This window comes from Kytococcus schroeteri, from assembly GCF_002847825.1.
In the GTDB taxonomy this organism is placed as follows: domain Bacteria; phylum Actinomycetota; class Actinomycetes; order Actinomycetales; family Dermatophilaceae; genus Kytococcus; species Kytococcus schroeteri.
Genome location: NZ_PKIZ01000011.1, coordinates 1 through 24,694, shown reverse-complemented (window position 1 = coordinate 24,694; position 24,694 = coordinate 1). Strand labels below are relative to the sequence as shown.

Sequence of the window (24,694 nt, the reverse complement as noted above, 5' to 3'; positions counted from 1 at the left end):
GCGTCACCTCGTCTCCATGGGCACGTACTCGCGGAGTTCCCCCAGGAAGACACCCGCCAACATCCGGACCTGGACATCGAGAACCCGCCGGTAGGAGATGCGGTACCCGAACACCGGGTGCGTCACCTCGCTCTCCAAGCGGCGCTCGAACGCGCGCAACACCGCTCTCCGACCGTCCTGAGTCAACGTGACTCCGAGGGGACCCCGCCGAACGGCGGTTTCACCAACCTCCCGGTTGTTGACCACCTGGAGCACAACGGAGTCCGCGATCAGGGGGCGAAACTCCTCGGCAAGGTCCAGCGCGAGGCTGGGCCTGCCGTACCGCGACCGGTGGAGCACTCCGAGGTAGGGATCGAGGCCCACGCCGAGGCACGCCACCGTCAGTTCCTTGGCCAAGAGCGAGTACGTGAAACCCAGCAGGGCGTTGATCGGGTCAGGAGCAGGACGGCGCTGCCGTCCGTTCTGTTCGAACTCCCCCGCCCACGGATGGTCGGGGACGACCATCCGAGCGAAGTGCTCGAAGTAGAGACGGGCGGCTGTCCCCTCGATGCCGAGCAACTCCTCGCGGGTCGTAGCGTCCAGAGCCGAGTCGGCCAGTGTCCGTAGCGCACGCAGGACCTCCGCGGGCGGGGCGGCCTTGGCACTGCGCCGCAGGAGGGTGCGCTGATTGCGCACCTTCCCGCGGATCATCCGGGCCGCCTCGGACACGCCCTGGGCATGGGCATGAACCTGCTTGCGCCGAAGCTCCACGTGCTTTCCCATGGGCGGCTGTGACCACCCGTTCAACCATCCGCCTCGCGAGAGCCACAGAATCACCTGACCGCGCTTCCACAGTGCGGTCATGGCCTGGGTGCTCACCTGGACGTTCCCGAACACGGCCACGTGGCTCACGTCCTCCAAGCGAGCTGAGGACAGCGGCTCACCGTTGAGGGTCACCACCAGGCGCCCACCCGAGACCCCGACGCGTGCGCCCGGGATCGTGACGTACAGAGGGCGCTGGTCGGGGGCGCGAGGAACGATCCGACGAGGCGGTAGGTCAGAACGCCCGAGGAGCGCATTCACCTCGTCAGGCATGCACAGACCGGCCAAGGAGCACCGGACGCACTTGGGGCTGTCCACCAGCGGCAGAGGTGCCTGCAGCTGTGAGGCGGTGGCGCGAGCTGCCTGCACCGCCGCGTGCAGCTCCTCCCGCTCGGCCTCACCCCAGAGCAGCGACACCACCCCGCCTCCCCCTCGGTAGGAGAGGCGTGCCTCGCGGACCGTGTACCCGGCGTGCTCGAGCAACGCGGCCTGGGCGAAGACCTGCACCCTGTCGGCGGGCCACGCATCCGCGTCGTCGGGAGCCCGCCCCTTCTTGACGTCCAACGGGGAGCACGAGCCATCGGCATGGTCCACCCGGTCGATGACAGCCGCCAGTCCGAGCTCCTCGGACTCCACCCTCACCTGGGCCGTCCGCTGAGGCGGCGCGGGGTCAGACGGCTCAGGCATCCTGCCCCCACGACGGTCCGTGGCGCGGTGTTCCGCATCGCCCAGGTCGGTGTCGTCGTTGCTCGCCCACTCCCGATTGACCCACTCGAGGTAGAAGAGGCGGGGGCAGTAGACGTGTTCGTTGAGCATGCGCGCAGGCAGGAGCTCCGGCTGGTCCTCCATGGCAGCCCCTAACGCTCCGGCCGGAAACGTCCGAAGCCGAAGTGGCTCAGCGCTCCCAGGGACAAGGGTCCGGGGAAGGGACGGGCCAGGTGCAGACGCACCGCGAACGCGTCCCGCCGGGACGCCGCAGACTGCGACCACCGGTACCGCCGGTGGAGACGAGCCGCCTCCTGATCCGCTGGAGTGACCCCGACCTCGACCGACACCACCTCCGGTGCCTGCACCCCCAGGACCTCCCACAGCCGGGAACGGTGGGCCAGTTCGCGGCGGACGTCATCTTCCACGTAGCGCTCCACGTCCGCGTCCCGCTTCTGCTTACGGTGGCGCACGGGCAGATAGGGCGTCTCCGCCACCCAGGTGTCCGCCGGCCCCGCAAGCTCGGGGATCACCTGGGACCAGTCCCCGACACCCATCACCTGCAGGGAACCGCTGACGAAACCCTCCGGGACGTAGCCGCTCGCGCCCGCCGAGGGGTAGCCGTTGTCGACCAGTCCCGCCAACGTCGCCGTGATGCCGTCCACGGTGGGCAGTCCCTCGGGGACCCACAGAGCCAGGTCGCGCACCACCGTCCGGCGAGGGTGGGCCAGACCCATCGGGGAGCGACTGGCGCCGTCAACACCCCAGAGGGGGTCCCCCAACCAGAACCACGACGCGTGCATGTGGTCCCGCACAGGGTCGTTCTCGACCGTCTTGCCGCGGAGCAGCTCCCGCTGTCGTTGGGCCCCCACGCCCCCGGCCAGGAGCTTCTCACGCTCCCGGGGCAGCGCCCGGCCAAGAGCCAGACGTCTCAACGCCTCAGTGGCCAGGACCCCGATGCCCCCTCGCATCTCCGGGGTGGTCGACAGCCTCCACCTGATGGCGGTCGGCGCAGTACGGGAGTTTTCCCCGGCCCGACTGGTGGCCACTGTCGGTGAACCCGGCTCCGCGTAGTCGACCCACCGCGCCCCCTGGGGGAGGGACAGCTTCGCCTTGCGGATGTCAGCGGGGGCCACCTCGAGCTGGGACCGCGTGACACCACCGTCACCGCACAGCACTCGAGTGGCCCCTCCTGCTCCGGGGCGCCACCACGAGGACAGGTCGGACCCCGGATCGACGTGCTCAGCGGTGCCCGGCAGGACGAGCCGTGCCTCCACCACGGACTCGGCACGTCCGAGGTAGGTGACCGCGGCGAACAGTTCCCTGGCCACCTCCACCTCCGCCTCGCCCAGGTCGGGCGAGGGCCAGTGGACCACCACCGGGGCGCTGGGGTCGATGCTCAGGTGCGGGTCCAGGGCCTTGGCTGTGCCGCCCGTCGCATCGCGACGGTGTGTCGAGAGCGGCAGGTAGTGACGCGTGTGGCCCTGCCGTGTCTCCGGGGTGAGGTACCACGCGGGCTCGGCAACGGCAGCCGCCACCCGCTCCACCAGTGCGGCGTCGAACCCCGGCCGGCGGAGGTGCCACACCGACAGGAGCGCCCGGGCGATCCTCCACGGGGACGGCGGCCACTCCACCTCGCCGGAGTTGAGAGCCACGTTCCACGGGGTGGCGCGGACCTGCCCGTGCAGATAGCGCACATGGACCTGGAGGCCTGCTCCCGGGACGTCACCAGTCATCGAGCCACCTTGCGCAGGGTGGTCACATCACCGAGGAGCCCAGCTCCCCGGGCAGCCTCGATGGCTGCCCGAACGCGCTTCTCGGCGGTGTCGACCTGCGGCAGCGCGCCCTCCTCACCGGACACCAGCACCTCCTCGGTGATGACCTGGAAGTCACAGGCCGTACGCAGGCGAAGACCACCGCTGAAGAGCACCGCGAGCTCGTACTCCACGAGGGACTCCAGCAGCTCCGTGCCCTCGTCTCCCAAGGCGTAGGAACGGATCTGCTCGTGGTCGACGGTGACGTACGCCGTGATCTTCTCCGCCGTGAACTCCAGGCGCTGGTGCGGCACCATGCCGTAGCCCTCCTTGGACCCGGCGCCCTCGGACGCCGTGGTGCGGACCACGTCGGTCTTCACGCCACCGCTGTGCGCGGGGCGTACGTTGGTGGCGTCGATGAAGCTCGTGACCGCCCGGGCCACCTTCGGCTGCCAGCCGAAGTCCTTCTGCGCAAAGAAGACACCGTGCACGAGCGACAGCGGGTCCATGCGGAGGACCGCACGATGCACTTGGTGGTACCTGTTGGCCGGGTCGTCCTTGCCAGCGCCCAGCTCTGCCATGAGCCAGTCGCGACCGGTCTCACCGGTCTCCGTCACGGCGTTCATCACGTATGCGCTGGCCAGACGGTGCGCCTCACGCCGAGAGCACGTCACGAAGGCGTCCTCCCCATCCCGCTCCTCGACGACCTGCACGTACGGCAATCCCTCGAGGACCGACGGCTGGACGTCCTCACCCTCCAGCCACGTGGTCGCCTCCAGCCGGTTGGCCATGGACTGGGGCGACTCCACGTGCAGCGCGTTGACCCAGTCCTTGCGGTCCGCGTCCCACCGGGAGAACTCCGCGGGCCCGAGGTCCGGAAAGCCGGTCGGCTGGAAGCGGTCCCCCGCAACCGGGGTCAACGGAATGGTGTACGTGGTGCGTGTTGCTCGCATGATGATCTCCTTCATCGGGTGGTGTCGGTGGACAGGGCATCGGAAACAGCCCAGCGGGTGACGGGGTGGGGACTGGACGGCCCGCACAACGCCGCCGCCAGGCGTCGCCCCGGGACAAGTGGCAAAGGCGCGTGGACAGCGACCCGTCGCGTTTCCACGTGGCTCCCCCGGGGCTGCCAGACACCAGAACGGTTCAGGACACCCGCTGCCGCTGCCACGGCGCGCGTGGTCGCCTCAGGGGTCCCGGCCACGAGTTGGGCGATCCATTGCGGTTCCACCCCGCGGGCCGCGCCCGCCGCGTCCTCGGCGTACCCGTCCCGCACACGGCCCGCGGCAAAGGCCTGGAGGATCGCCAATGACGGGTCGAACCACCCCTCCGCAGGCAGGCTCCGGCCTCGCGCCTCCCCGAAGTCCACCGCAAGGAAGGCCGTGAAGGCCATAGCCACCTCCCGGTCATCCAGTTCGCCACGCACCCAGGCGTGCAGATCCTCCTGAGCACAGACGAAGCCGTGATCCTCGGCAATCCTCACGCCTCGCGTCAGGTCGCCGCCCCCGTTCGGAGCGTGCGTCGCGACCCACTGGGCCACACCGGAGAGCAAGCGCTCCAGATCGCCTTCGGCCAGCCCTGAGGCGACCGGCGGGTGCCAGTGGTCCTCGTGGTCATGCCACCCGATCACCAGATCCCGCACGGGTCTGGTGGAACTCCTCACCCCACGCTGTGCGCCGGCGCGGGGCGCCCCAGTCCATGCGCCACCGCCCGGGACCGAGGCGCGACCGCTGGCCAGTGCTGCACCCACCCGCCACTCGGATGACTGCAACGTGCCCTCACCCCCTCGGAGCAGGTCCAGGGACAGCGCGGCATCGGGACGACGCACACCACGGGTCACCGCCTCGCGGCCGCGCGGGGTGCGCATGCCCACCGCTTCCACGTGGGTGAGCGCGGCGAGCGCACCCAGGAGGTTCCTCGCGGAAGGCTCTCGCGCGAACGCGAGCTGGGCCGACTCCGCCCGCCGGAGTGCGCGCTTGGACGCGAGCCCGGGCAGGCGACGGAACATGCCCAGGCGGCGCTCCAGCTGCAGGGCAACGTCCATCCCTGGCGCGGGCTGGTTCTGGACGACCTCCCGCAGCTCGGCCATGAAGGCCAAGCCGTTGCGCTGGGAGATCGCGAAGCGCATGAACCTGTCGATGCGCCGATCCACACCATGGGCGTGCACGGCGCCGTACATCTGCGATGCAGTCGTGGGTGTACGACCACCCCACTGTCCCTTGGCCTGTACGAAGAGGTGACTCCAACTCGAGTAGTCCAGAAGTTGCGGCGAGGCATCGACGACGGGTGCCCAGACCTCACCCCTAACCTCCTCGCCGCTGGCACCGGCACCTGGACCGTCAGGGCTGCTGGCCACGGTGAAGGGGAGACTCGCCCGCCCCACCCCGCCATGACCAAGACGCTTGGCTGCCGACCCGGCGAACATCATCGCGCCCTCGACGAGGAGGACGTAGGCCCACGGATTGCCCACGGACGGGGTGTCGTCCAAGGGCGAACCCCCGACACCACCTGCCGCAGCGGCGTCGAACTGCCCCAAGGACTTCGGGGCCAGTTTCTGCCCGCTTGTCCCGTTCAGCAGGTCGAGCGCCCACCCCTGAGTGACGGCACGGCTCGCACCCAGCTCAGGCATCACCAGCGCAAGGTTCTGGTGGAAGGTCGTGGAGAACTCCAGCCTCCCGTCATTCCCGCCTGTTCCGAGAAGTGGTGGGAACTGGAGCACGTCCTTGTCGTCCGTCGAGGTGAGGATGATGGCCGCGTCCAACCACGCAAGACCCTCGTCGGGGAGCCAGTTGCGCAGAGACCTGACGATCGCCTCCTTTTCCGACTCCCGCTCCCGCACCTCACGACTCAGCGCATCGATCTCACGGAATGCGCTAAAGCGCTCCCCCGGCGCGGCGACGATGCGGTCGACGAACTCCCGCGGCTTCTTGTCCTTGGGGCCGTATCCGGAACCGTTGTTCCAGGGGCTCAGGACGGGCGTGGGCCGGTATGCCTCGACCATCCAGGCCCCGAGGTCCTCCACGGACGTCTCGAGCACGAAGGTCAGGCCGTCCCACCCGAGACGCAACTCGGGGTCAGCCTGTTCGGCGACCACCCGCGCGAGACCCAGCGCGGCGAGGTACCGGGCGAAGTTCCGCGGTTCCAGCCCGCGAAGTTCGTGTCGCATGGTCAGATCTCCTCCACCGTGGGGTGCTCACTCGCCCGCCAGTCAGCCACGCGGACTACAGCTTCCATCCACGCCAGACGGAACGGACCGTGCAGACTCAACAGCGAGGTGGTCATCTCCGACCAGGTCTGCAGGGGCTCCTGGTCCGCGGACCCCGCCACCCGGGCGGCGCCTCGCACGAAATCGGCGTGACCCGCGTCAGCCAGCCGCTCACCTGTGCGGGGGTCGATCCATGGGACGGGCTCACCGTGCTGCAGCCCGAGCCAGTGGACAAGTTCCTTTCCAGAGCCGTCCCCCGTGGGGTTCGGCGGCATGATGCGGACGTACCCGTGGTGGGCCCCCACCAGGTAGCGCACCAACGCAGCATCGTCCACGGCCACGCCCTCGTCCGCGAGCCAGGCACGCCCCGCCTCGGTCTGGAGCGCGAGGGCCGACACGAACTCGTGGCGCAGCCCGTGCGGGAGACGGGCGCGGGAACGCCCGCCGGACTTGGCAAGGGGAACGCCCTCGGTTTCGACCGGACGCCCTGCCGCAGCGTGGATGAACTCCTGCCACTGCGGATGAACCTTCCCCACGTCGTGGGACCGAGCCGCGGCCACCAGGGCCTCGTGCAGTCCCGGTCGAAGATCGACGTCGAGTTCCCGGAGCAGGTCCTCAGCCGCACGGGCGGCATCCGCGAGGTGAGTGGTGAGAACCACCGGCACCTCAACCCCACCCCGCTGACCAGCATCCGCATCGCTCGCTTCCTGCTGCAGCGGGTCCGACGGGATGTCGTTCACACCTGGGAGGGGTTCCACCACGGCCTTGTGGGTCAGGGAGAAACCACGCTCCACCTCGTAGCCGCCACGCGACGCCCCAGCGACGAGCGCCATCCCGGGACGGATGTCCCGGATGGCCACAGGGCGCCAGCGGTTGGCCGTGGGGTCGAACGCGAAGAGCGCACCAGGGTGCTTCTCGGCCCACTTCCGCAGCCGCCGCAAGGGCACCGGGCAGCGCCACTCGTGGCTCGGTAGAGGAGAACGCGGCAGGTCCTCGACGCTGCCGCCCTGAGGTCCTTGCCCCGGCAGCCAGGCATCCGGAACCCACGCGACCGTCACCGTCGCATCCTCGGATGCCCGGATGTACCGAGAGACATCCAGGTCCTGACCGGAGAGGTCCGGAGCGGTGTCGACGAGCGCCAACAGGTCCTTCCGCCGCAGGAAGTGCAGCGTGGGCTCGGCCCACTCGACCTCCATGCTCAACAGCTGTGGACTCGTGACCTCCTGGCCCTCAAGCGTCTCCAGCACAGCAGCCGTGGAGGCAAGATCGGTCTTCTCGTAGGGGCCGGAGCCCAAAGCGGGGAACCACAGGACACGCGCCCCGTCAATCTCCCCCCGGCGATTGCAGCGCCCCACACGCTGGCAGAAGGACGGCCACGGGCTCGCCTCGGTCACGAGAGTGGCCGCGTCCAGGTCCACGCCCGCCTCGACGGCCTGCGTCGCCACCACGACCGTCCCCTCGGCCGGCCACTCCTGCTCACCCAGGCGCTCCATCAGGGCTTGGCGTTCGTGCGGGCGGAACTGGCTGTGGACCAGATGGAGCTCAGTGGATGCTCCCTGCTTGTTGAGCGCCTTGGCGAGCTTGGCGTGGACATCGGCGGCGGTGTCCACCGTGTTGAGCACCACCAGCGTGAGGGTCCCCAGCCGGTGAGCCGCCAGCACCTGGTCAGCCAACTGCGCGGTCTTGCCCGCAGGGATCTGGCGGATCTCCTTGGCGGCTTGGAGGCGCCGGGCGAGCGCTCCGTCGATGGGGCCCATCTCCATCACCTGAGACGCCTCGAAGCGGAAGTCGACCGTGTCGAGAGCCGCGGTCGAGGGAGTGGCCGACATGCAGGTCAGCCCCGCGGGCTCGGATGTACCACCCAAGGCCGTCGAGGCCTGGAATGCGGCCACCTGCCGCAGGGTGGCTGTCGCCTGCTCCGCCAACTGCATCTCGTCGACCACGAGATGCGCACCGTTGAGGACGAGCGCGGCCTCCATGGGGTAGGCCGGCCGCCGGGCGCCATATCCCCGGAACAAGGCGCGGCTCACCACCGCATCAACCGTGCCCACGACCACGGCATCCCGAGCCATGGACATCCGCCAGTCCCGTTGACGCTCGCGGGTGAACAGGCCCCCCATCAGCTCGTGAACGTCCACCTCATCCTGCAGCATCCCCGCGGCGGCGAGCGCCTCAAGCCAATGACGCACCGACCTCGCCGTCTGCTCCGTCAACGTGCGCATCGGCTGCGCGATGACCAGCCGTCGAGGAGTCGCACGCCGGGTCTCGAGGTCAGCGAACTGCCGACGGTAGAGCCACCCCAGCACGATCGCTGCAGTCTTCCCGGCCCCGGTCGCCGCCGTGAGCACCGGAGGCAGGCCCTCCTTGGCGATGCGGCACTGGTAGTCGTACGGCGCCGAGCCCGTCGCGGCCTCGAACACCTGCGTGAACGTGTGTGTCATCAACTGCCTCCCATACCCCCATCAAACCGCCTCCCACCGACAACATGGGTGGCGCGGCCCCTGCCGGACCCGCGCCACCCATGAGGTCACATCACACAGTCGTGCCGCTCCCATGCAGACCACTCGGGCTCCGCCGGAGACACCGGACGCCCGGAGCCCACAGACCACTGGCTCCAGAGATATCGGGCAGACGGACACCGCACCGGCTCGTGGACCACATGGTCGGACATGTCGAGCAAGTACGCCGGACACACAGTTGCCGTCATGGCAACTCCTCTCTGATATGTGCCCTCGGCGCTGATACGGTGAAGGTGTCTAATCTCGCGGATCAGCGCCTCGAGGGGCCGGGTGATCACCCGGCCCCTCGAGTGTATTCACCACTCGCCGACTCGCGCAAGGTTCACGCTATTTAGCGCTTGTTAGCTATCCTAGGAGCGCGGGGCGGGCTCCATTGCGGCACGCTCTTCAGGGCTTGCACCCGTTGCATGCCGTCAACCACCCGCCCCGCCGCCTCACACCTCCAGCGCGCGCACCACCGGCACCCCCATGCGGTACGGGATGTGCAGCCAACTCGGCCCGTCGATGCGCGCCAGGTCGGCCCGCATACCCACACGCACGGCGCCCACGTCCTCACGGCGCAGCGAGAGCGCCCCGCCCACGGTGGCTGCCTGCAGCGCCTCGGCCGGGGTCATGCCCATCTCGCGCACCGCCATGGCAATCATGAACGGCATCGAGGACGAGTAGCAGGTGCCCGGGTTGCAGTCGCTGGCCAGCGCCACCTTCGCCCCGGCGTCGATGAGGCGCCGCGCGTCGATGTACGGGTGCTTGGTGCTGAACTCCACACCCGGCAGCAGCCCCGCCACGGTGCCGTCCGCGCCATCGGCCCAGGACCCGGCCAGGGCCTCCACGTCGGCGTCGGAGAGGTACGTGCAGTGGTCCACCGCGGCCGCACCGAACTCCACCGCCAGCTGCGCACCGGGTCCCTCGCCCAGCTGGTTGCCGTGCAGGCGCAGGCCCATCCCCGCATCGCGGCCGGCCTCCAGCACGCGGCGCGACTCCTCCCCGGTGAACGAGTACGGGCTGTTGGGCTCGCAGAACACGTCCACCCAGCGCACGTGCGGCGTCACCTCGCGCAGCATCTCGCCGCACACCAGGTCCAGGTAGCCCTCGCGCGAACCGGCCTCGCCGTCGCGGTACTCCGGCGGCACCACGTGGGCGCCCAGGAAGGTCACCTCGTCGGTCACCTCGCGCAGGCGGCGCGCGGCCTCGGCCTCGGTCGCCACGTCGAGCCCGTAGCCGGTCTTGACCTCCACCGTGGTGGTGCCCTGCGCGCGCATCTCCGCCAGGCGGCGGCGCACCAGCTCGGCCACGTCCGCCGGGCGCGCGGCCCGCGTGGCCTCGATGGTGGTGGCGATGCCGCCACCGTCGTAGGCCTGGCCGGCCATGCGGGCGGCGAACTCCGCCGAGCGGTCGCCGGCGAACCACAGGTGGGAGTGGGAGTCCACGAACCCGGGGATGACGGCACTGCCCTCCACGGACACCGCCCAGTCGGCCTGGGGCGCGTCCGCGGCGCGCCCCACCCACTGGATGGTGGTCGGCTCGCCCTCGGCGTCCGAGCCGACCACCACGGCGGCGTCGCGGATGACGCCGAGCCCGGCGTGCATCGCGTCCGCCCCGGTGGCCCGGCCCAGCGCGTCCAGGCTGTCCGGGTGGGTGGGGTCGTTGGTGACCAGTTCAGCGATGTCGGTGATGAGCATGCCCATGCCCGGCATCGTCTCAGGCGCGGGACGCCTGCTCGCCACCGCCCGCGGCCTCCGTGTGGCGGTCACCGGTGCGCCCGGCCTCGATGCGGCGCTGACGCTCCCGCTGACCGTGGGTGATGCTGCGCACGTCCGTGCTGGAGTCGAAGGACGAGCCCAGCGCACCGGCAATCACCCCCGTGACCACGAGCCGCCACCACGAGAGCGCGTCGGACATCTGCCAGATGGAGCTGTAGAAGATGCCGAAGGCCCCGGTGGCCGCCGCGGCCGCCAGGACGCTGGAGAGCTGCGGGCGGTGCGCCACGGCACCTTCATGGCCACCACGCTCTCCACGATCGCGGTGGTGAGGTGCCGCCGCAGACCGACCAGCCCCAGCGACGGCAGGGACACCACCGACACGTCCGGCTCGGCGAACACGTCGGCCACCACCGGGGTGCCCTCGGCGTGGCGCGGCATCTCGGTGACCAGCACGACGGCGTCCACCCGGGTGTGCTCCCGTGCGATGTCCTCGGCGGCCTCGACGCCCAGGGTGTTGTCCTACGACACCTGGATGAACGACCGCTCCACCGCGAGGAATCCACGGTGCTCCGAGCTATGGGCCATGCCACGCCGCCAGCCCGCCGGTCTCAGGCGGGCACGGGGCTGTGCTCCGCCCACGCCTGGGCGGCCACCACCTCCGGGGTGACGCCCCGCAGCCCGGACTCGGCCAGCACCTGCAGGGAGCGCGAGCTGATGGTGCGCATGACGTACTGGTCCACCGCGGCCTGGTCGAGGGCGTCGTAGAGCTCACGGTCGCGCCACTCCAGCGCGTCGCACAGCACGGCCCCGGAGTTGGCCACGTAGTCCGGCAGGTAGTGGATGCCGCGCTCCTCGGCGGTGCGCTGCGCCTCCGGGGTGGCGAACGGCGCGTTGGCCGAGGCCACCACCCAGCGCGGGTTCATGGTGGCCGCCACCTCCTCGGTGACGATGCCGGACAGCGAGCAGAGCACCACCACGTCGTAGCCCCCGGTGAACAGCTCGTCGGAGTCCACAGCGCGCACGCCCAGGGCCTCGGCGGCCTCGGGGCGCACGTCGAAGCCAGCCACGTCGTAACCCGCGTTGCGCGCCAGCCGGGCCACCTGGCCACCCACCTTGCCCAGGCCGTGCACCGCGATGCGGGGGCGCTCACCCGGCAGCAGGGTGCTGGTCAAGGCGGCGAAGACACCGCTGCCGGTGGCCGTCGAGGTGCACACCGCGGGGTTGGTCAGCGAGTCCAGCACCGCCGGGTAGCGGGCAGCCACCTCACGCATGTCGGCACTCGTGGTGTTGAGGTCGCAGCCGGTGTACAGGGCACCGTCGTGCTGGCGCAGCACCTCGGCCAGGGCGTCGTGCACCAGGCTGCGGTCGGCCAGGTCCAGCGGGCCGTCGATGACGAGCTTGGTGCCGCAGAAGCCGGTCTCGTAGAGGGAGTGCTTGCGCGTCATGCACTGGGCCAGCACGAGCGCCTCGGCGGCCGCCGCCTCGGTGGAGGGGTACTGCAGCCAGCGGGTGCCCCCGTTGCCCGGCAGCTGGGCCGAGGCGCGGGTCTCGTGCGCCACCGAGACGGTGTGCTGCTCGGTGAATCGGTAGGTGGACACGGTGTAGGCACCGTGCTCCTCGCGGCGCATCAGCTCGATCATCCCCAGCCCCTTTCCGGCCTCGCCGCGACCCACGCGGCCTGTGACCCCCACCACATCGATGGGGTCGGCACACCGTGGCACGGGAGGCTGGGAGTGTCAATGGGTCAGGAAACCGGAGGATTTCCCTCCACACCCCGCATCGACCGGAAGATCTCCCCCAGACCGTCGAGCACCGCACGGACACTGGCCCGTTCGCGCTGGGCGTCGGTGGCCAGCGCCACCACGGTGCGGCGACCCGAGCGGGGCGCCGGGTGCACCTGGAGGTCGCGCGGGTGCACCCGCAGCATCAGGGGGGTCACGAGCGCCCGCCCCACCCCGGCCTCGGCGAGCGCCACCATGAGCGCGGTGTCGGTCACCACGTGCGCGGTACCGGTGTCCTCCCCCGCCCGCCGCAGCGCCGCCTGCACCGCCATGCCGAAGGTCTCGGTGACCGGCGGCACGATCCACGGGGCGTCGGCCACCAGGTCGGCGGCGCGCACCTCCACGAAGGGCTCGGTGAGCAGCTCGATGGCCACCACGCCGGGGGGCAGCGTGACCGGCACCAGCTCGTAGTGCACCGAGAGGGCCAGGTCCACGGTGCCGGCGCGCACCGCGTCCACCGCGCGCTCCACGTCGACCTCCTCGAAGACGACGTCCACCGGCGGCTCGGCCACGGCGGCGCGGCGCAGCACCTCGCGGCAGGAGACGGCGCCGGCGGTCTCGAAGATCCCCACCCGCACGGTGGCCCGCCCGGTACGCAGCTCGGCCAGGGCGCGGCGGGCGGCGCGGTCCTCCTCGAGCACCCGGCGCGCCAGCGGCAGGAACCCGTGGCCTGCGTCGGAGAGCACCACGCCCCGCCCCGAGCGCAGGAAGAGCTCCCCGCCCACGGCCCGGGAGAGGGCCGCCATCTGCTGGGAGACCGCCCCGGGGGTGTAGCCCAGGCGCTCGGCGGCGGCGTGCATCGAGCCACCCTCGGCCACGGCGCGGAAGGTCTCCAACTGGGTCAGGGTCCAGGCCACGGGGCGCCTCCTCCCGGTCCGGCCGGGCGGCCGCGACTCATCAGATGGGGTGAACGATTCAGGTGAGGACTTGTCGCTTGTGCTGATGATATGACCCACATCACGGTGTGCCTGACCGATCCCGTCCCCAGGAGGCACCCCGTGACCGTGGCCCAGCACGAGCTCCGCGCCCGCTTCGCCGCCCGTATGTCCCGCATGTACGGCCAGGAGGTGCCCGCCTACACCACGTTGGTGGAGGTCTCCGAGGGCGTGAACCGCGACCACATCGCGCAGTTGGGGGCCGAGGCCGAGCGCCTGGGCAGCATCGAGCGCGTCACGGCCGAGCGCCACGGCGCCATCCGCGTGGGCACGCCCGAGGAGCTGGGCCACGTGGCCCGGGTCTTCGCCGCGTTCGGCATGCACCCGGTGGGCTTCTACGACCTGCGCGACTCCGCCTCGGCCGTGCCGGTGGTGAGCACCGCCTTCCGCCCCGTGGACCGCGACGAGCTGGCCCGCAACCCCTTCCGCGTCTTCACCTCGATGCTGGTGACCACCGATCCGCGCTTCTTCGACGAGTCCCTGCAGCAGGAGTTGGCCGACTTCCTGGCCCGGCGCCGCCTGTTCGACGACGAGCTGCTGGCCCTGGCCGACCGCGCCGCCGCGCAGGGCGGCCTGCCCGAGGACGAGGCCGACGAGCTGGTGGAGCGCGCCACCGCCGTGTTCGAGCTCTCCGAGGAGCCCGTCGACGAGGAGTGGTACCGCCGGCTGGAGCAGATCTCCTCGGTGGCCGCAGACATCGGCGGCGTGCCCACCACGCACATCAACCACCTCACCCCGCGCGTGCTCGACATCGAGGCCCTCTACGAGCGGATGGAGGCGCGCGGCATCGAGATGATCGACCAGATCCAGGGCCCGCCCTCGTGGGACGGCCCGGACGTGCTGCTGCGCCAGACCTCCTTCCGCGCCCTGGACGAGGAGCGCCGCTTCCTCAAGGCCGACGGCACGGTGGGCCCCGGCACGCTGCGGGTGCGCTTCGGCGAGGTGGAGCAGCGCGGTGTGGCCCTCACCCAGGCCGGTCGCGACCTCTACGACCGGATGCTGGCCGAGGCCGACGAGTTGCTGGCGACCGAGGGCGGCGAGCGCCCCGACGTGCTGCGCCGCGTGTGGGCCACGCACCTGCCCAACACCGAGATGGGTCTGGCCGAGGCCGAGCTGGCCTTCTTCACCTACGCCCTGGCCGAGGGTGTGGCCGAGCTGCCGCAGGGCCGGCGCGCCCACGAACTGGTGGCCAGCGGGCACCTCGTGGCCACCCCCGTGGTCTACGAGGACTTCCTGCCCCGCTCCGCGGCCGGCATCTTCCAGTCCAACCTCACCACCGCCGGCAGCAAGGACGAGGCGCAGCAGGGCGTCGCCTTCGACATGGCCCGCCTCTCGCAGATCTGCGGCGTGGAGATCCGCGACCCGTACGCGCTGTACGCCGCGGAGCAGCAGGCCTCCCTCGATGCCGTGGAGACCGCCACCGGCGTGGCCGTGCGCCCCTGAACCACCCGACCGAACGACCACCACCCCGACGGACCCCAGGAGGGAACCGCAATGACCCACCCCATCCACGAGAAGGTGCGCCAGGCCCTCGAGGCGTGCGGCGCCACCGTGCCGCAGGGCACCGACCTGCAGGCCCGCACCCCCATCACCGGCGAGGACCTCATGGGCCTGGCGGCCACCACCGAGGCGGAGCTGGACACCGCCATCAGCACCGCCGCGGAGGTGTTCACCACCTGGCGTGACACCCCTGCCCCGGTGCGCGGCGCCCTCGTGAAGCGCTGGGGCGAGCTGCTCACCGAGCACAAGGACGACCTGGCCGTGCTGGTGACCGCCGAGGCGGGCAAGATCCCGTCCGAGGCCGCCGGCGAGGTGCAGGAGATGATCGACATCTGCGACCTGGCCGTGGGCCTGTCGCGCCAGCTGTTCGGCCGCACCATGCCCTCCGAGCGCCCCGGCCACCGCATGATGGAGACCTGGCACCCCCTGGGCGTGGTGGGCGTCATCAGCGCCTTCAACTTCCCCGTGGCCGTCTACGCGTGGAACACCGCCATCGCCCTGGTGTGCGGCAACACCGTGGTGTGGAAGCCGTCCGAGGCCACGCTGCTCAGCGCCCTGGCCACCGACGCCCTGTTGGCCCGTGCGGTCAAGGACGTGGGCGCCCCCGAGGGCCTGCACCACGTGCTGCTGGGCGACCGCACCCTCGGCGAGAAGATGGTGGACGACACCCGCATCCCGCTGGTCTCGGCCACCGGCTCCACCCGCATGGGCGCCGAGGTGGGGCCGCGCGTGGCGGCGCGCTTCGGCCGGAGCCTGCTGGAGCTCGGCGGCAACAACGCCGCCATCGTGGCCCCCTCGGCCGACTTGGACCTGGCCCTGCGTGGCGTCGCCTTCGCCGCCGTGGGCACCGCCGGCCAGCGCTGCACCACCATGCGCCGCCTCATCGTCCACGAGGACGTGGCCGCGGACTTCACCGACCGCCTCGTGAAGGCCTACGGGACCCTGACGATCGGCGACCCGAGCACCGGCAAGGACCTGGTGGGCCCGCTGGTGAACAAGGCCTCCTACGACGCCATGCAGAAGGCCCTGGAGGACGCGCGGGCACAGGGCGGCGAGGTGCTCTGCGGCGGCGGGCGCGTGCTGGCCGACGAGTTCCCGGACGCGTACTACGTGGAGCCGGCCATCGTGCGGATGCCCGCGCAGACCGAGGTCGTGCGGACCGAGACCTTCGCGCCGATCCTCTACGTGCTCACCTACCGCGAGCTCGACGAGGCCATCGCCCTGCAGAACGACGTGCCGCAGGGCCTCTCCTCGGCCATCTTCACCACCGACGTCCGCGAGGGCGAGCGCTTCGTGAGCGACGCCGGCTCGGACTGCGGCATCGCCAACGTGAACATCGGCACCTCCGGGGCGGAGATCGGCGGCGCCTTCGGCGGCGAGAAGCACACCGGCGGCGGCCGCGAGTCCGGCTCCGACGCGTGGCGCGCCTACATGCGGCGGGCCACCAACACCGTCAACTACTCCGACGAGCTGCCGCTGGCGCAGGGCGTCGAGTTCCTCTGAGGAGGCAGCCGTGTTCGAGCTCGTCGACGAGTGGGGACCGGAGAAGGTCGTCACCGTGAGCCACCCGCGCAGCGGGATGCAGGGGGTGCTCGTCATCGACAACACCTCCCGCGGCCCGGGCAAGGGCGGCACCCGCATGAGCCCCGACCTCACCGTGGAGGAGGTGGCCCGCCTGGCCCGCGTGATGACGTGGAAGTGGGCCGCCGTGGACCTGTACCAGGGCGGCGCCAAGGCCGGCATCCGGTTCGACCCGACCTCCCCCCGCAAGGAGGAGGCGCTGCGGGCGTTCGCGCGGATGCTGCGCAACGAGGTGCCGGCGGAGTACGTCTTCGGGCTGGACATGGGGCTCGACGAGACGGACGCGGCCATCCTCTGCGACGAGCTCGGTGACCGGGGTGCCGCCACCGGCACCCCGGCCGCCCTCGGCGGCGTGGCCTACGACGCCCTGGGCATCACCGGCCACGGGGTCGCCGAGGCGGTCGACGCCGCCGCGGCGCACACGGACCTGGACGACCGGCGCGTGGTGATCCAGGGCTTCGGCGCCGTCGGGCACGCCACCGCCCGGCGCCTGGTGGAGCTCGGGTACACCGTGGTGGCCGTCTCCACCGCGACCGGGGCCGTGCACGACCCCGACGGCCTGGACGTCGAGGAGCTGCTGGCCCTGCGCGCCGAGCACGGCGACGCCCTGGTGGACCACGCCGGCGGGCAGCGGCTCGACGCCGGGCAGGAGCTGCACCTGGACGCCGGCGTGCTGGTGCCGGCTGCGCGGCAGGGCGTCATCGACGCCGGCAACGCCGACGGCATCCGCGCCCGCCTGGTGGTGGAGGGGGCCAACCTGCCCACCGACGCCGCTGCCCAGCAGGCCCTGGCCGACCGCGGCGTCACCGTGGTGCCGGACTTCATCGCCAACGCCGGCGGCATCATCGCCGCGGCCTTCGGCATGCGCGACCGCTACTCCCCCTTCGGCGTGGACACCACGCAGATCGTGCCCACGGTCACCGAGCGGATGCGCACCAACACCACCACCGTGCTGCAGGCCGCCGCCGAGTCCGGGACCATCCCGCACGCGGCAGCCGGCCAGCTGGCCCGCGACCGGGTCCGCGAGGCGATGCGCCTGCGCGGGCAGCTGCCGTGCTGACCGCCGCGGAGAAGTCCGGCGTGGACGCCTGGATGGAGTCCTGGTTCGGCCCGGTGGTCGAGTGGCTGAGCTCGGTGGTCTTCGCCACCTTCCCGCTGGCCGACACCGAGATGCCCTACCTCGTCGTCTGGCTGCTGCTGGGCGGACTGGTGATGACGGCCCTCATCGGCCCCCAGTTCGCCTACGGCTACCGGCAGCTGCGCGGCATCGTGCAGGGGCGCCACAACCGGCGCACCGACCCCGGCGAGATCACCAGCTACCAGGCCATGGCTACCGAGCTCTCCGGCACCGTCGGCCTGGGCAACGTGGCCGGCGTGGCCGTGGCCATCACCATCGGTGGTCCCGGCGCCACGCTGTGGATCATCCTGGCCGGGTTCCTCGGCATGTCCCTCAAGGCCGCCGAGGCCACCCTGGGAGCGAAGTACCGCCGCATCAACGACGACGGCAGCGTCTCCGGCGGCCCGATGTACTACCTGCAGCGCGGGCTGGCGGAGAAGGGGATGGCGCCCCTCGGCATCGTGCTGGCCGGGCTCTACGCGGTGTCGATGATGATCGGCGCCCTGGGCGCCGGCAACATCTTCCAGGCCAACCAGGTGGCCGTGCAGCTGACCAACGTGACCGGCGGCGACTCCAGCGTCCTTGCCGGCCGCGGCTGGATCGTCGGCCTGGTGCTGGCCGTCCTCGCCGCGGTGGTCATCCTCGGCGGCATCACCTCCATCGCCCGCTGGACCTCACGGCTGACCCCGATCATGGCCGTCAGCTACGTGCTGTGCGTGCTGGTCATCCTGGCCGCCAACCTCGGCTCGCTGCCCGGTGCGGTGAGCGAGATCTTCTCCGGGGCGTTCACCGGCGAGGGCGTGGAGGGAGGCCTGGTCGGTGTGGCCATCATCGGCATCCAGCGGGCCCTGTTCTCCAACGCGGCCGGCGTCGGCTCGGCGGGCATCGCGCACTCGACCGTCCGCACCCGTCGTCCCGCCCAGGAGGGCATCGTCGCCTCCTTGGAGCCGTTCATCGACTCCGTGGTGATCTGCACGATGACCGCGCTGGCCATCGTCGTCACCGGACTGCACACCTCGTCCGAGGCCGACGGCGTGGCCCTGACCTCCGAGGCGTTCGCCACCGTCCACGCCGTGTTCCCGTGGCTGCTCACCGTGATCGTCCTGCTGCTCGCGTTCTCGACGGTCCTCAGCTACTCGTACTACGGCAAGAAGGCCGCCGGGTACCTCTTCGGCAACAGCCGGGCCGTGGAGCTCGCCTACGACGTGCTGTGGATCCTCATGATCGTCGTCGGTGCGGCGGTCTCGCTGGACACGGTCGTCGGCTTCTCGGACTCCATGTTCTTCCTCATGACCCTGCCCAACCTCATCGGCCTCTACCTGCTCTCCGGCGTCCTGCGCCGGGAGATGACCGACCACACCCGGGCCCTGGCGCGCGGCGAGTTGGAGGAGGTCCCGGAGGCCGAGCGCAGCGTCCCCGACCACGTCGCCGGCGCCTGACCGGCACGAACCGCAAGGAGTACCCATGTCGGACAAGACCTTCCCCACCCGCGCCGAGGTCGTCGTCATCGGCGGCGGCGTCATGGGCCTGTCCACCGCCTACCACCTGGCCAAGGGCGGCACCACGGACGTGGTGGTGCTCGAGAAGGACGAGCTGGGCTCCGGCTCCACCTGCAAGGCCGCCGGTGGCGTACGCGCGCAGTTCAGCGATGCCGTGAACGTAGAGCTGGGCATGCGCAGCCTGGAGGTGTTCCGGAACTTCCCCGAGCTGTTCGACCAGGAGATCGACTACCACGAGAGCGGCTACCTGTTCCTGCTCGAGCGCGAGGAGGACCTGCACACCTTCGAGCGCAACGTGGAGCTGCAGAACTCCCTGGGCCTGGCGAGCCGGATCATCGGGGTGGAGGAGGCGGCAGCGATGTCGCCGCTGGCCTCCACCGAGGGGCTCCTCGCGGGCGTCTGGTCGCCGGAGGCCGGGCACTGCACGCCGGAGTCCGTGGTGCAGGGCTACGCCCGGGCCGCCCGCGCGCTGGGTGTGCGCATCATCCGCCAGTGCGAGGTGACCGACGTGGTGCGCGACGGCGACACCCTCACCGGGGTGGTGACCAGCCAGGGCGACATCGCCACCGACACGGTGGTCTGCTGCGCCGGTGCGTGGTCGCGGAGGCTGGGCGAGATGGTGGGCGTGGACCTGCCCGTGGACCCGGTGCGCCGCGAGCTGCTGGTGACCGAGCCCATCGCGGACCTGCCCGACCGGGTGCCCTTCACCATCGACTTCTCCAGCACCCTGTACTTCCACCGCGAGGGCCCGGGGCTGCTGGTGGGCATGTCCAACCAGGACGAGGAGCCGGGCTGGTCGCTGGAGCACACCGACGCGTGGCTGGAGCAGGTCATCGAGGTGGCCGAGCGCCGCGTGCCGCTGCTGGAGGAGGTGGGCATGGCCTCCCGCTGGGCCGGCTACTACGAGGTGACACCGGACCACAACGCGCTCATCGGCGAGGCCGAGGGCGTCTCGCGGTTCCTGTACGCCACCGGGTTCTCCGGCCACGGGTTCCTGCAGGGCCCGGCGGTGGGCCAGGTGATGGCGGAGATGTACCGCGGCGAAGCGCTCTCGGTGGACGTGTCGGGCATGAGCACCGAGCGCTTCGCCGGGGCCGGGCTGCGGCGGGAGTTCAACATCGTCTGACGCCCCGGTGGCCGAGACCCGCACCGGTGCCGTTCTCGACTGCCACCCCCACCCAGGTCCGCACCGGTGCTGAACTCGACTGTCGAGTTCAGCACCGGTGCGGTTCTCGATGCGGTGTCAGGCCCAACTCAGCACCGGTGCGGTTCTCGGCCTGCCCACGCCCGGCGGACGCCCCGCCGGCGCACAAAGGTCCGGCTGCGGTCCAGAGGTACACCCCATAGGGCGGATCTACGGACCACAGCCGGACCTCTGCGCGCGCAGGTCCGGCCGACCGGCCCGTCAGAGCTCCACGGCCGTGCCCACCCCGGCCTCCCGGGCCCGGCGCAGCACCTCCTCGGCCACAGTGGCGTCCTGCGCGGCCACGCCCACGGAGTTGTAGAACACCACGTCGTCCTCGCGGGCCCGGCCCGGGTGCGCCCCGCAGGCCACCCGGCCCAGCGGCACCGGGTCCGCGGCGTCCACGGCACCGGCGTCCACCGCATCGATGATGCTCCCCGCCTGCGCGCACGCGGTGTCCACGTCGTCCACCACCACCAGGTCGGCCCGGCCCACGAGATCGGGGGCCACCTCGCTGCGGTCCGGGGCGAACGACCCCACGGACACCACCAGCGCCCCCGGCCGCACCGGCCCGGCGTCGAGCAGCGGCGTGGTGCTGGTGGTGCACAACGCCACCACGTCCGACTCCGGCGCCACGGCCGCCAGGTCCGTGGAGGCCTCCGCGGCCAGGCCCAGCTCGTCACGGGCGCGGGCGGCCAGTTCCTCGGCCGCCTCGGCCCGGCGCCCCACCACGTGCACCGTGGTGAAGGACCGCACACGCGTCAGCGCCCGCAGGTGCGCCCAGGCCTGCACACCGGTCCCCACCACCGTGAGCACGGCGGCGTCGCGGCGCGCCAGCAGGTCGGTGGCCACGGCGGACCCGGCCGCTGTGCGCGGGGTGGTGAGCGCCGGCCCGTCGAGCAGCGCGATGGGGCGGCCGATCGCCCCGTCGAGCACCAACACGGCGCCCTGCACCGGGTCGAGCCCCTGCTGCGGGTTGCCCGGGTGGAAGCCGATCACCTTCACCACGCCGGGCGCCTCCTGCGCGCTGCGGGCGGTGTAGGTCAGCAGCGAGGCGCCGTCGGCCCCGGGCACGGACACCTTGGGCGCCATGCAGGCCTCCCCCGTGCCCAGCCGCTCGAAGGCACGCATCTGCGAGGCGTGCACCCCCTCCAGGTCCAGCAGGTCCTCGATCTCGCGGGCGCTCAGCACCAGCATCTCGTGGCTCATCGTTCCTCCTCGTCGATGGGGTGGGGGCGGTCGTCGGGCGCGCCCCGCCCCTCGATGCGGGGCGCCTCGCCCAGGTGCTCGGCGAGCAGCTCGGCCAGGTGCCGGCCCTGCGCGCCACCCAGGTCGTCGGCCTGCAGGCGGCACGAGAAGCCGTCGGTGAGCACCACGTCGTGCCCGCCGCGCCGCAGCGCCGGCAGCAGGTGCTGCTCGGCCACGGCCACCGACACCTCGTAGTGCCCTGCCTCCACGCCGAAGTTTCCGGCCAGCCCGCAGCACCCGGCCAGCGCCTCCACCTGGGCGCCGGCCCCCTCCAGCAGTGCCCGGTCGGCCTCCCACCCCATGACGGCGTGGTGGTGGCAGTGCGGTTGGGCCAGCACGCGCAGCCCGTCCAGGCGGGGCGGTTCCCACCCGACCCGCGCGAGCACCTCGGCCAGCGTGAAGGTGCTGGCGGCCACCCGGCGGGCGGTGTCGTCGGCCAGCAGCTCGACGGCGTCCTTGCGCAGCACGCCGGTGCACGACGGCTCGATGCCGACCACCAGCACCCCGGCCTCCACGTACGGCAGCAGCTGGTCCACGGTGCGCCGCAGCAGCTGGCGGGCGGTGTCGAGCTGCCCGGTGGTGATCCAGGTCAGGCCGCAGCAGGTGCGCCGCGGCAGGAGCTCCACGGTGAGCCCAGCGGCCTCGAGCACGCGCACGGCGGCCGTGGCGGACTGCGGGGTGAACGCGTTGCTGAAGGTGTCCACGAAGAGCACCACCCGCCCGCTCGATGCCGCGTCCGCCGTCACCGGACGCGCCGCCCGGGCACGGTTCCCCGCATCGGACCAGAAGGGACGCCGCGCGAAGGTGGGCAGCCCCCGCCGCGGGTCGATGCCGGCCACCCGCATCGCCCCCGGCACCCGGCGGACCACCTGCATCGCTGCGTTGGCCACGCGGGGCATCCGGCTGGCGGCCACGGTCCACAGCGGCAGCCAGCCGAGCGAGTAGTGCGTCACCGGCCGCAGCCGGCGGCGGTAGGTCTGGTGCAGCACCTCGGACTTCAGCGTGGCCATGTCCACCCCGGTGGGGCAGTCCGACGAGCACCCCTTGCACGAGAGGCACAGGTCCAGCGCGTCGTGCACCGCTGGGGAGTCCACCGTGAGCTCACTGCTGCCGTTGACCACCTCCTGCAGCAGGCGCGCCCGCCCCCGGGTGGAGTGCTCCTCCTCGCGGGTGGCCAGCCAGGACGGACACATCACCGTCTGCGCGCCGTCGAGCACCCCGTCAGCGGTGCACTTGCCCACGCCCGTGCAGCGGTGCACGGCCGCGGAGAAGCTGCCGCCGTCCTCGGGGTAGGCGAACGCCGGGGTGGGCAGGTCGCAGGTGGCACCGGGCAGGCGCAGGTCGGCGTCGAGGGGCGCCGGGTCCACGAGCACCCCCGGGTTGAGCAGCCCGTCGGGGTCGCACGCGTGCTTCACCGCGCCGAAGAGCGCCAGCGCGCGTTCGGAGTACATGAGGGGCAGCAGCTCGCTGCGGGCGCGGCCGTCGCCGTGCTCACCGGAGCACGAGCCACCGAAGCCGGCCACGAGGCGCGCGGCGTCCTCGAGGAAGGCCCGGGACCGCGCCACACCACCCGGTGCGCCGAGCGGCAGGTCCAGGCGCACGTGCATGCACCCCTCACCGAAGTGCCCGTAGGGCGCCGCGGAGAGGTCGTACGCGGCAAGCAGGTCGTCGAACCCGCGGAGGTACTCCCCCAGCCGCTCCGGGGGCACGGCGGCGTCCTCCCAGCCCGCCCACGCAGGGCGTCCTGCCGGGGACCGCCCCGCCAGGCCCGCCCCGTCGGACCGGATGCGCCACAGCGCCGCCGCCTCGGTGGCTTTGGGCACGGCCCGCACGTCCACGGCCCCGGCATCGATGCGGGCGGTGGCCACGAGCGCGGTGGAGGCGGCCTCCAGCTCCCCGGCGGTCTCCGCTGCCACCTCGCAGAAGAGCCAGGCATCGCCGCGGGGCAGTTCCGGCACCGATGCCGGACCGCGCCGCTCCACGAGCACGTCCACGAGCCGGCGGTCCAGCCCCTCGCAGGCCGTGAGCCCCTGTGTCAGGAGCGTGGGGACGGCATCCGCAGCGGCGGGCATCGTGTCGAAGCCGATGACCACCAGGCGGGTGTGGGCCGGTGCCCTCACCAGGCGGACGGTGGCCTCCGTGAGGACGGCGAGCGTGCCCTCGGAGCCGACGAGGAAGCGCGCCAGGTCAACGCCCTTCTCCGGCAGCAGGTGCTCGAGGGCGTAACCGCTCGCCTGGCGCCCGAAGCGGGCGAACTCGGTGCGCACGGTGGCGAGGTCACTCGCCACCACCGACGCGAGCCGCTCCCGCAGGGCCGCGGTACCGGCGTCCACGGGCGACGTGTCCAGGGGGCTCCCGTCCGCCCAGACACCCCGGGCTCCCAGCACGTTGTCCGAGGTGCGTCCGTAGGCGAGGCTGCGGCTGCCGCACGCGTTGTTACCGATCATCCCCCCGATGGTGCAGCGCGTGGACGTCGACGGGTCAGGGCCGAACCGCAGGCCGTGCGGCCGCGCTGCGTCCTGCAGGCGGGCCTGGACCACACCGGGTTGCACGCGAGCCGTCCCGGCCTCGGGGTCGAGCTCGAGGACCTGTTGCATGTGCCGGCGGAAGTCGAGGACGATTCCCGGGCCGATGGCGTTGCCCGCAATGGACGTCCCTGCACCCCGAGCGGTGAGTGGCAGTCCCTCTGCCCGCGCGGTCTGGACCGCCAGGGTGACCTCGTCGGCGTGCCGGGGGAACACCACGGCCTGAGGCTCCACGCGGTAGAGCGAGGCGTCACTGGAGTGGGTGCCACGGATGGCTGCGTCGTCGCGGACGTCGGACAGGCCAACTGCCCTCAGGCGAGCCACCAGGCGGGACGAGGACACGACGGCCACAGAACCTCCAGAACACGGTGCGGACCGCCATGTCATCACACAAGTGTGACCCGCGCCACCCCTGGTGCGAACTGCCGGTCACGGCATCAGCGCCCCCCGCACCCACCCCCGCCTGGGCGTGCGATCCAGGCCCACCCATCCCCGATGGACACGAACCCTCTCCCTTCCCCATGGGGACGCGCACGGCCCACCCCCAACACAACCCCCGGGAATGGTTTCAGCCCCGCCCAACAACAGTTGGGCGGGGCTGAAACAAACGTTGAGTTCGGCGGTGTCCTACTCTCCCACAC

The 24,694-nt window shown here is 71.8% G+C and carries 16 protein-coding genes; 5 read left to right on the top strand and 11 right to left on the bottom strand.

Annotated elements, in window-relative coordinates:
• Positions 1-3: 3 nt before the first annotated feature.
• From CYJ76_RS06735 to CYJ76_RS06695, 9 genes are all read right to left on the bottom strand, one after another.
• Positions 4-1,650, bottom strand: coding sequence for a CRISPR-associated endonuclease Cas4/Cas1 (locus tag CYJ76_RS06735; RefSeq protein ID WP_101849623.1), 1,647 nt, complete (start codon positions 1,648-1,650; stop codon positions 4-6).
• A gap of 8 nt (positions 1,651-1,658) precedes the next feature.
• Entirely contained in the window at positions 1,659-3,242 is a 1,584-nt protein-coding gene (csb2, locus tag CYJ76_RS06730; RefSeq protein WP_101849622.1) for a type I-G CRISPR-associated protein Csb2, read from the bottom strand.
• Entirely contained in the window at positions 3,239-4,213 is a 975-nt protein-coding gene (gene cas7g, locus CYJ76_RS06725) for a type I-G CRISPR-associated RAMP protein Csb1/Cas7g (RefSeq protein WP_202820462.1), read from the bottom strand. The genes csb2 and cas7g overlap by 4 nt, the downstream gene beginning before the upstream one ends.
• Before the next feature lie 11 nt (positions 4,214-4,224).
• The gene (gene cas8g1, locus CYJ76_RS06720; RefSeq protein WP_101849620.1) at positions 4,225-6,426 is read right to left on the bottom strand and encodes a type I-G CRISPR-associated protein Cas8g1/Csx17; all 2,202 of its coding nucleotides are present in this window, start codon (positions 6,424-6,426) and stop codon (positions 4,225-4,227) included.
• A gap of 2 nt (positions 6,427-6,428) precedes the next feature.
• Positions 6,429-8,906: a type I-G CRISPR-associated helicase/endonuclease Cas3g gene (gene cas3g, locus CYJ76_RS06715; RefSeq protein WP_101849619.1), complete on the bottom strand. Its 2,478-nt coding sequence runs from the start codon at positions 8,904-8,906 to the stop codon at positions 6,429-6,431.
• Between the two features lie 512 nt (positions 8,907-9,418).
• Positions 9,419-10,669, bottom strand: coding sequence for an imidazolonepropionase (gene hutI, locus CYJ76_RS06710; protein WP_101849618.1), 1,251 nt, complete (start codon positions 10,667-10,669; stop codon positions 9,419-9,421).
• A gap of 13 nt (positions 10,670-10,682) precedes the next feature.
• The gene (locus CYJ76_RS12455; protein WP_180802237.1) at positions 10,683-10,970 is read right to left on the bottom strand and encodes a hypothetical protein; all 288 of its coding nucleotides are present in this window, start codon (positions 10,968-10,970) and stop codon (positions 10,683-10,685) included.
• Positions 10,971-11,292: 322 nt separating this feature from the next.
• Entirely contained in the window at positions 11,293-12,324 is a 1,032-nt protein-coding gene (locus CYJ76_RS06700) for an NAD(P)-binding domain-containing protein (protein ID WP_144043048.1), read from the bottom strand.
• Positions 12,325-12,428: 104 nt separating this feature from the next.
• Positions 12,429-13,322 (bottom strand): LysR family transcriptional regulator, encoded by an 894-nt coding sequence (locus CYJ76_RS06695; protein ID WP_070703381.1) that lies wholly within the window; start codon positions 13,320-13,322, stop codon positions 12,429-12,431.
• 141 nt (positions 13,323-13,463) lie between these two features.
• Between CYJ76_RS06695 and hglS the strand changes: the two genes are divergently transcribed.
• From hglS to CYJ76_RS06670, 5 genes are read left to right on the top strand one after another with little or no spacing between them, the layout of a single operon-like run.
• Entirely contained in the window at positions 13,464-14,843 is a 1,380-nt protein-coding gene (gene hglS, locus CYJ76_RS06690; protein WP_238138175.1) for a 2-oxoadipate dioxygenase/decarboxylase, read from the top strand.
• A gap of 51 nt (positions 14,844-14,894) precedes the next feature.
• On the top strand, positions 14,895-16,403 hold the full coding sequence (amaB, locus tag CYJ76_RS06685; RefSeq protein WP_070703382.1) for an L-piperidine-6-carboxylate dehydrogenase: 1,509 nt from the start codon (positions 14,895-14,897) through the stop codon (positions 16,401-16,403).
• A 10-nt stretch (positions 16,404-16,413) separates the two neighbouring features.
• Positions 16,414-17,541 (top strand): Glu/Leu/Phe/Val family dehydrogenase, encoded by a 1,128-nt coding sequence (locus CYJ76_RS06680; RefSeq protein ID WP_070703383.1) that lies wholly within the window; start codon positions 16,414-16,416, stop codon positions 17,539-17,541.
• Complete coding sequence (locus tag CYJ76_RS06675) at positions 17,535-19,037, top strand: alanine/glycine:cation symporter family protein (RefSeq protein ID WP_101849615.1); 1,503 nt, start codon at positions 17,535-17,537, stop codon at positions 19,035-19,037. The genes CYJ76_RS06680 and CYJ76_RS06675 overlap by 7 nt, the downstream gene beginning before the upstream one ends.
• Positions 19,038-19,062: 25 nt before the next feature.
• Positions 19,063-20,223, top strand: a complete 1,161-nt coding sequence (locus CYJ76_RS06670; protein ID WP_101849614.1) for an NAD(P)/FAD-dependent oxidoreductase — start codon at positions 19,063-19,065, stop codon at positions 20,221-20,223.
• 279 nt (positions 20,224-20,502) lie between these two features.
• On the opposite strand, the gene CYJ76_RS06665 is transcribed toward CYJ76_RS06670, so the two are convergent.
• Both CYJ76_RS06665 and CYJ76_RS13085 read right to left on the bottom strand, forming a co-directional pair.
• Positions 20,503-21,489: an ornithine cyclodeaminase family protein gene (locus tag CYJ76_RS06665; RefSeq protein WP_101849613.1), complete on the bottom strand. Its 987-nt coding sequence runs from the start codon at positions 21,487-21,489 to the stop codon at positions 20,503-20,505.
• Positions 21,486-24,440: an FAD-binding and (Fe-S)-binding domain-containing protein gene (locus CYJ76_RS13085; protein ID WP_101849612.1), complete on the bottom strand. Its 2,955-nt coding sequence runs from the start codon at positions 24,438-24,440 to the stop codon at positions 21,486-21,488. Before CYJ76_RS13085 ends, CYJ76_RS06665 begins: the two co-directional genes overlap by 4 nt.
• Between the last annotated feature and the right edge of the window lie 254 nt (positions 24,441-24,694).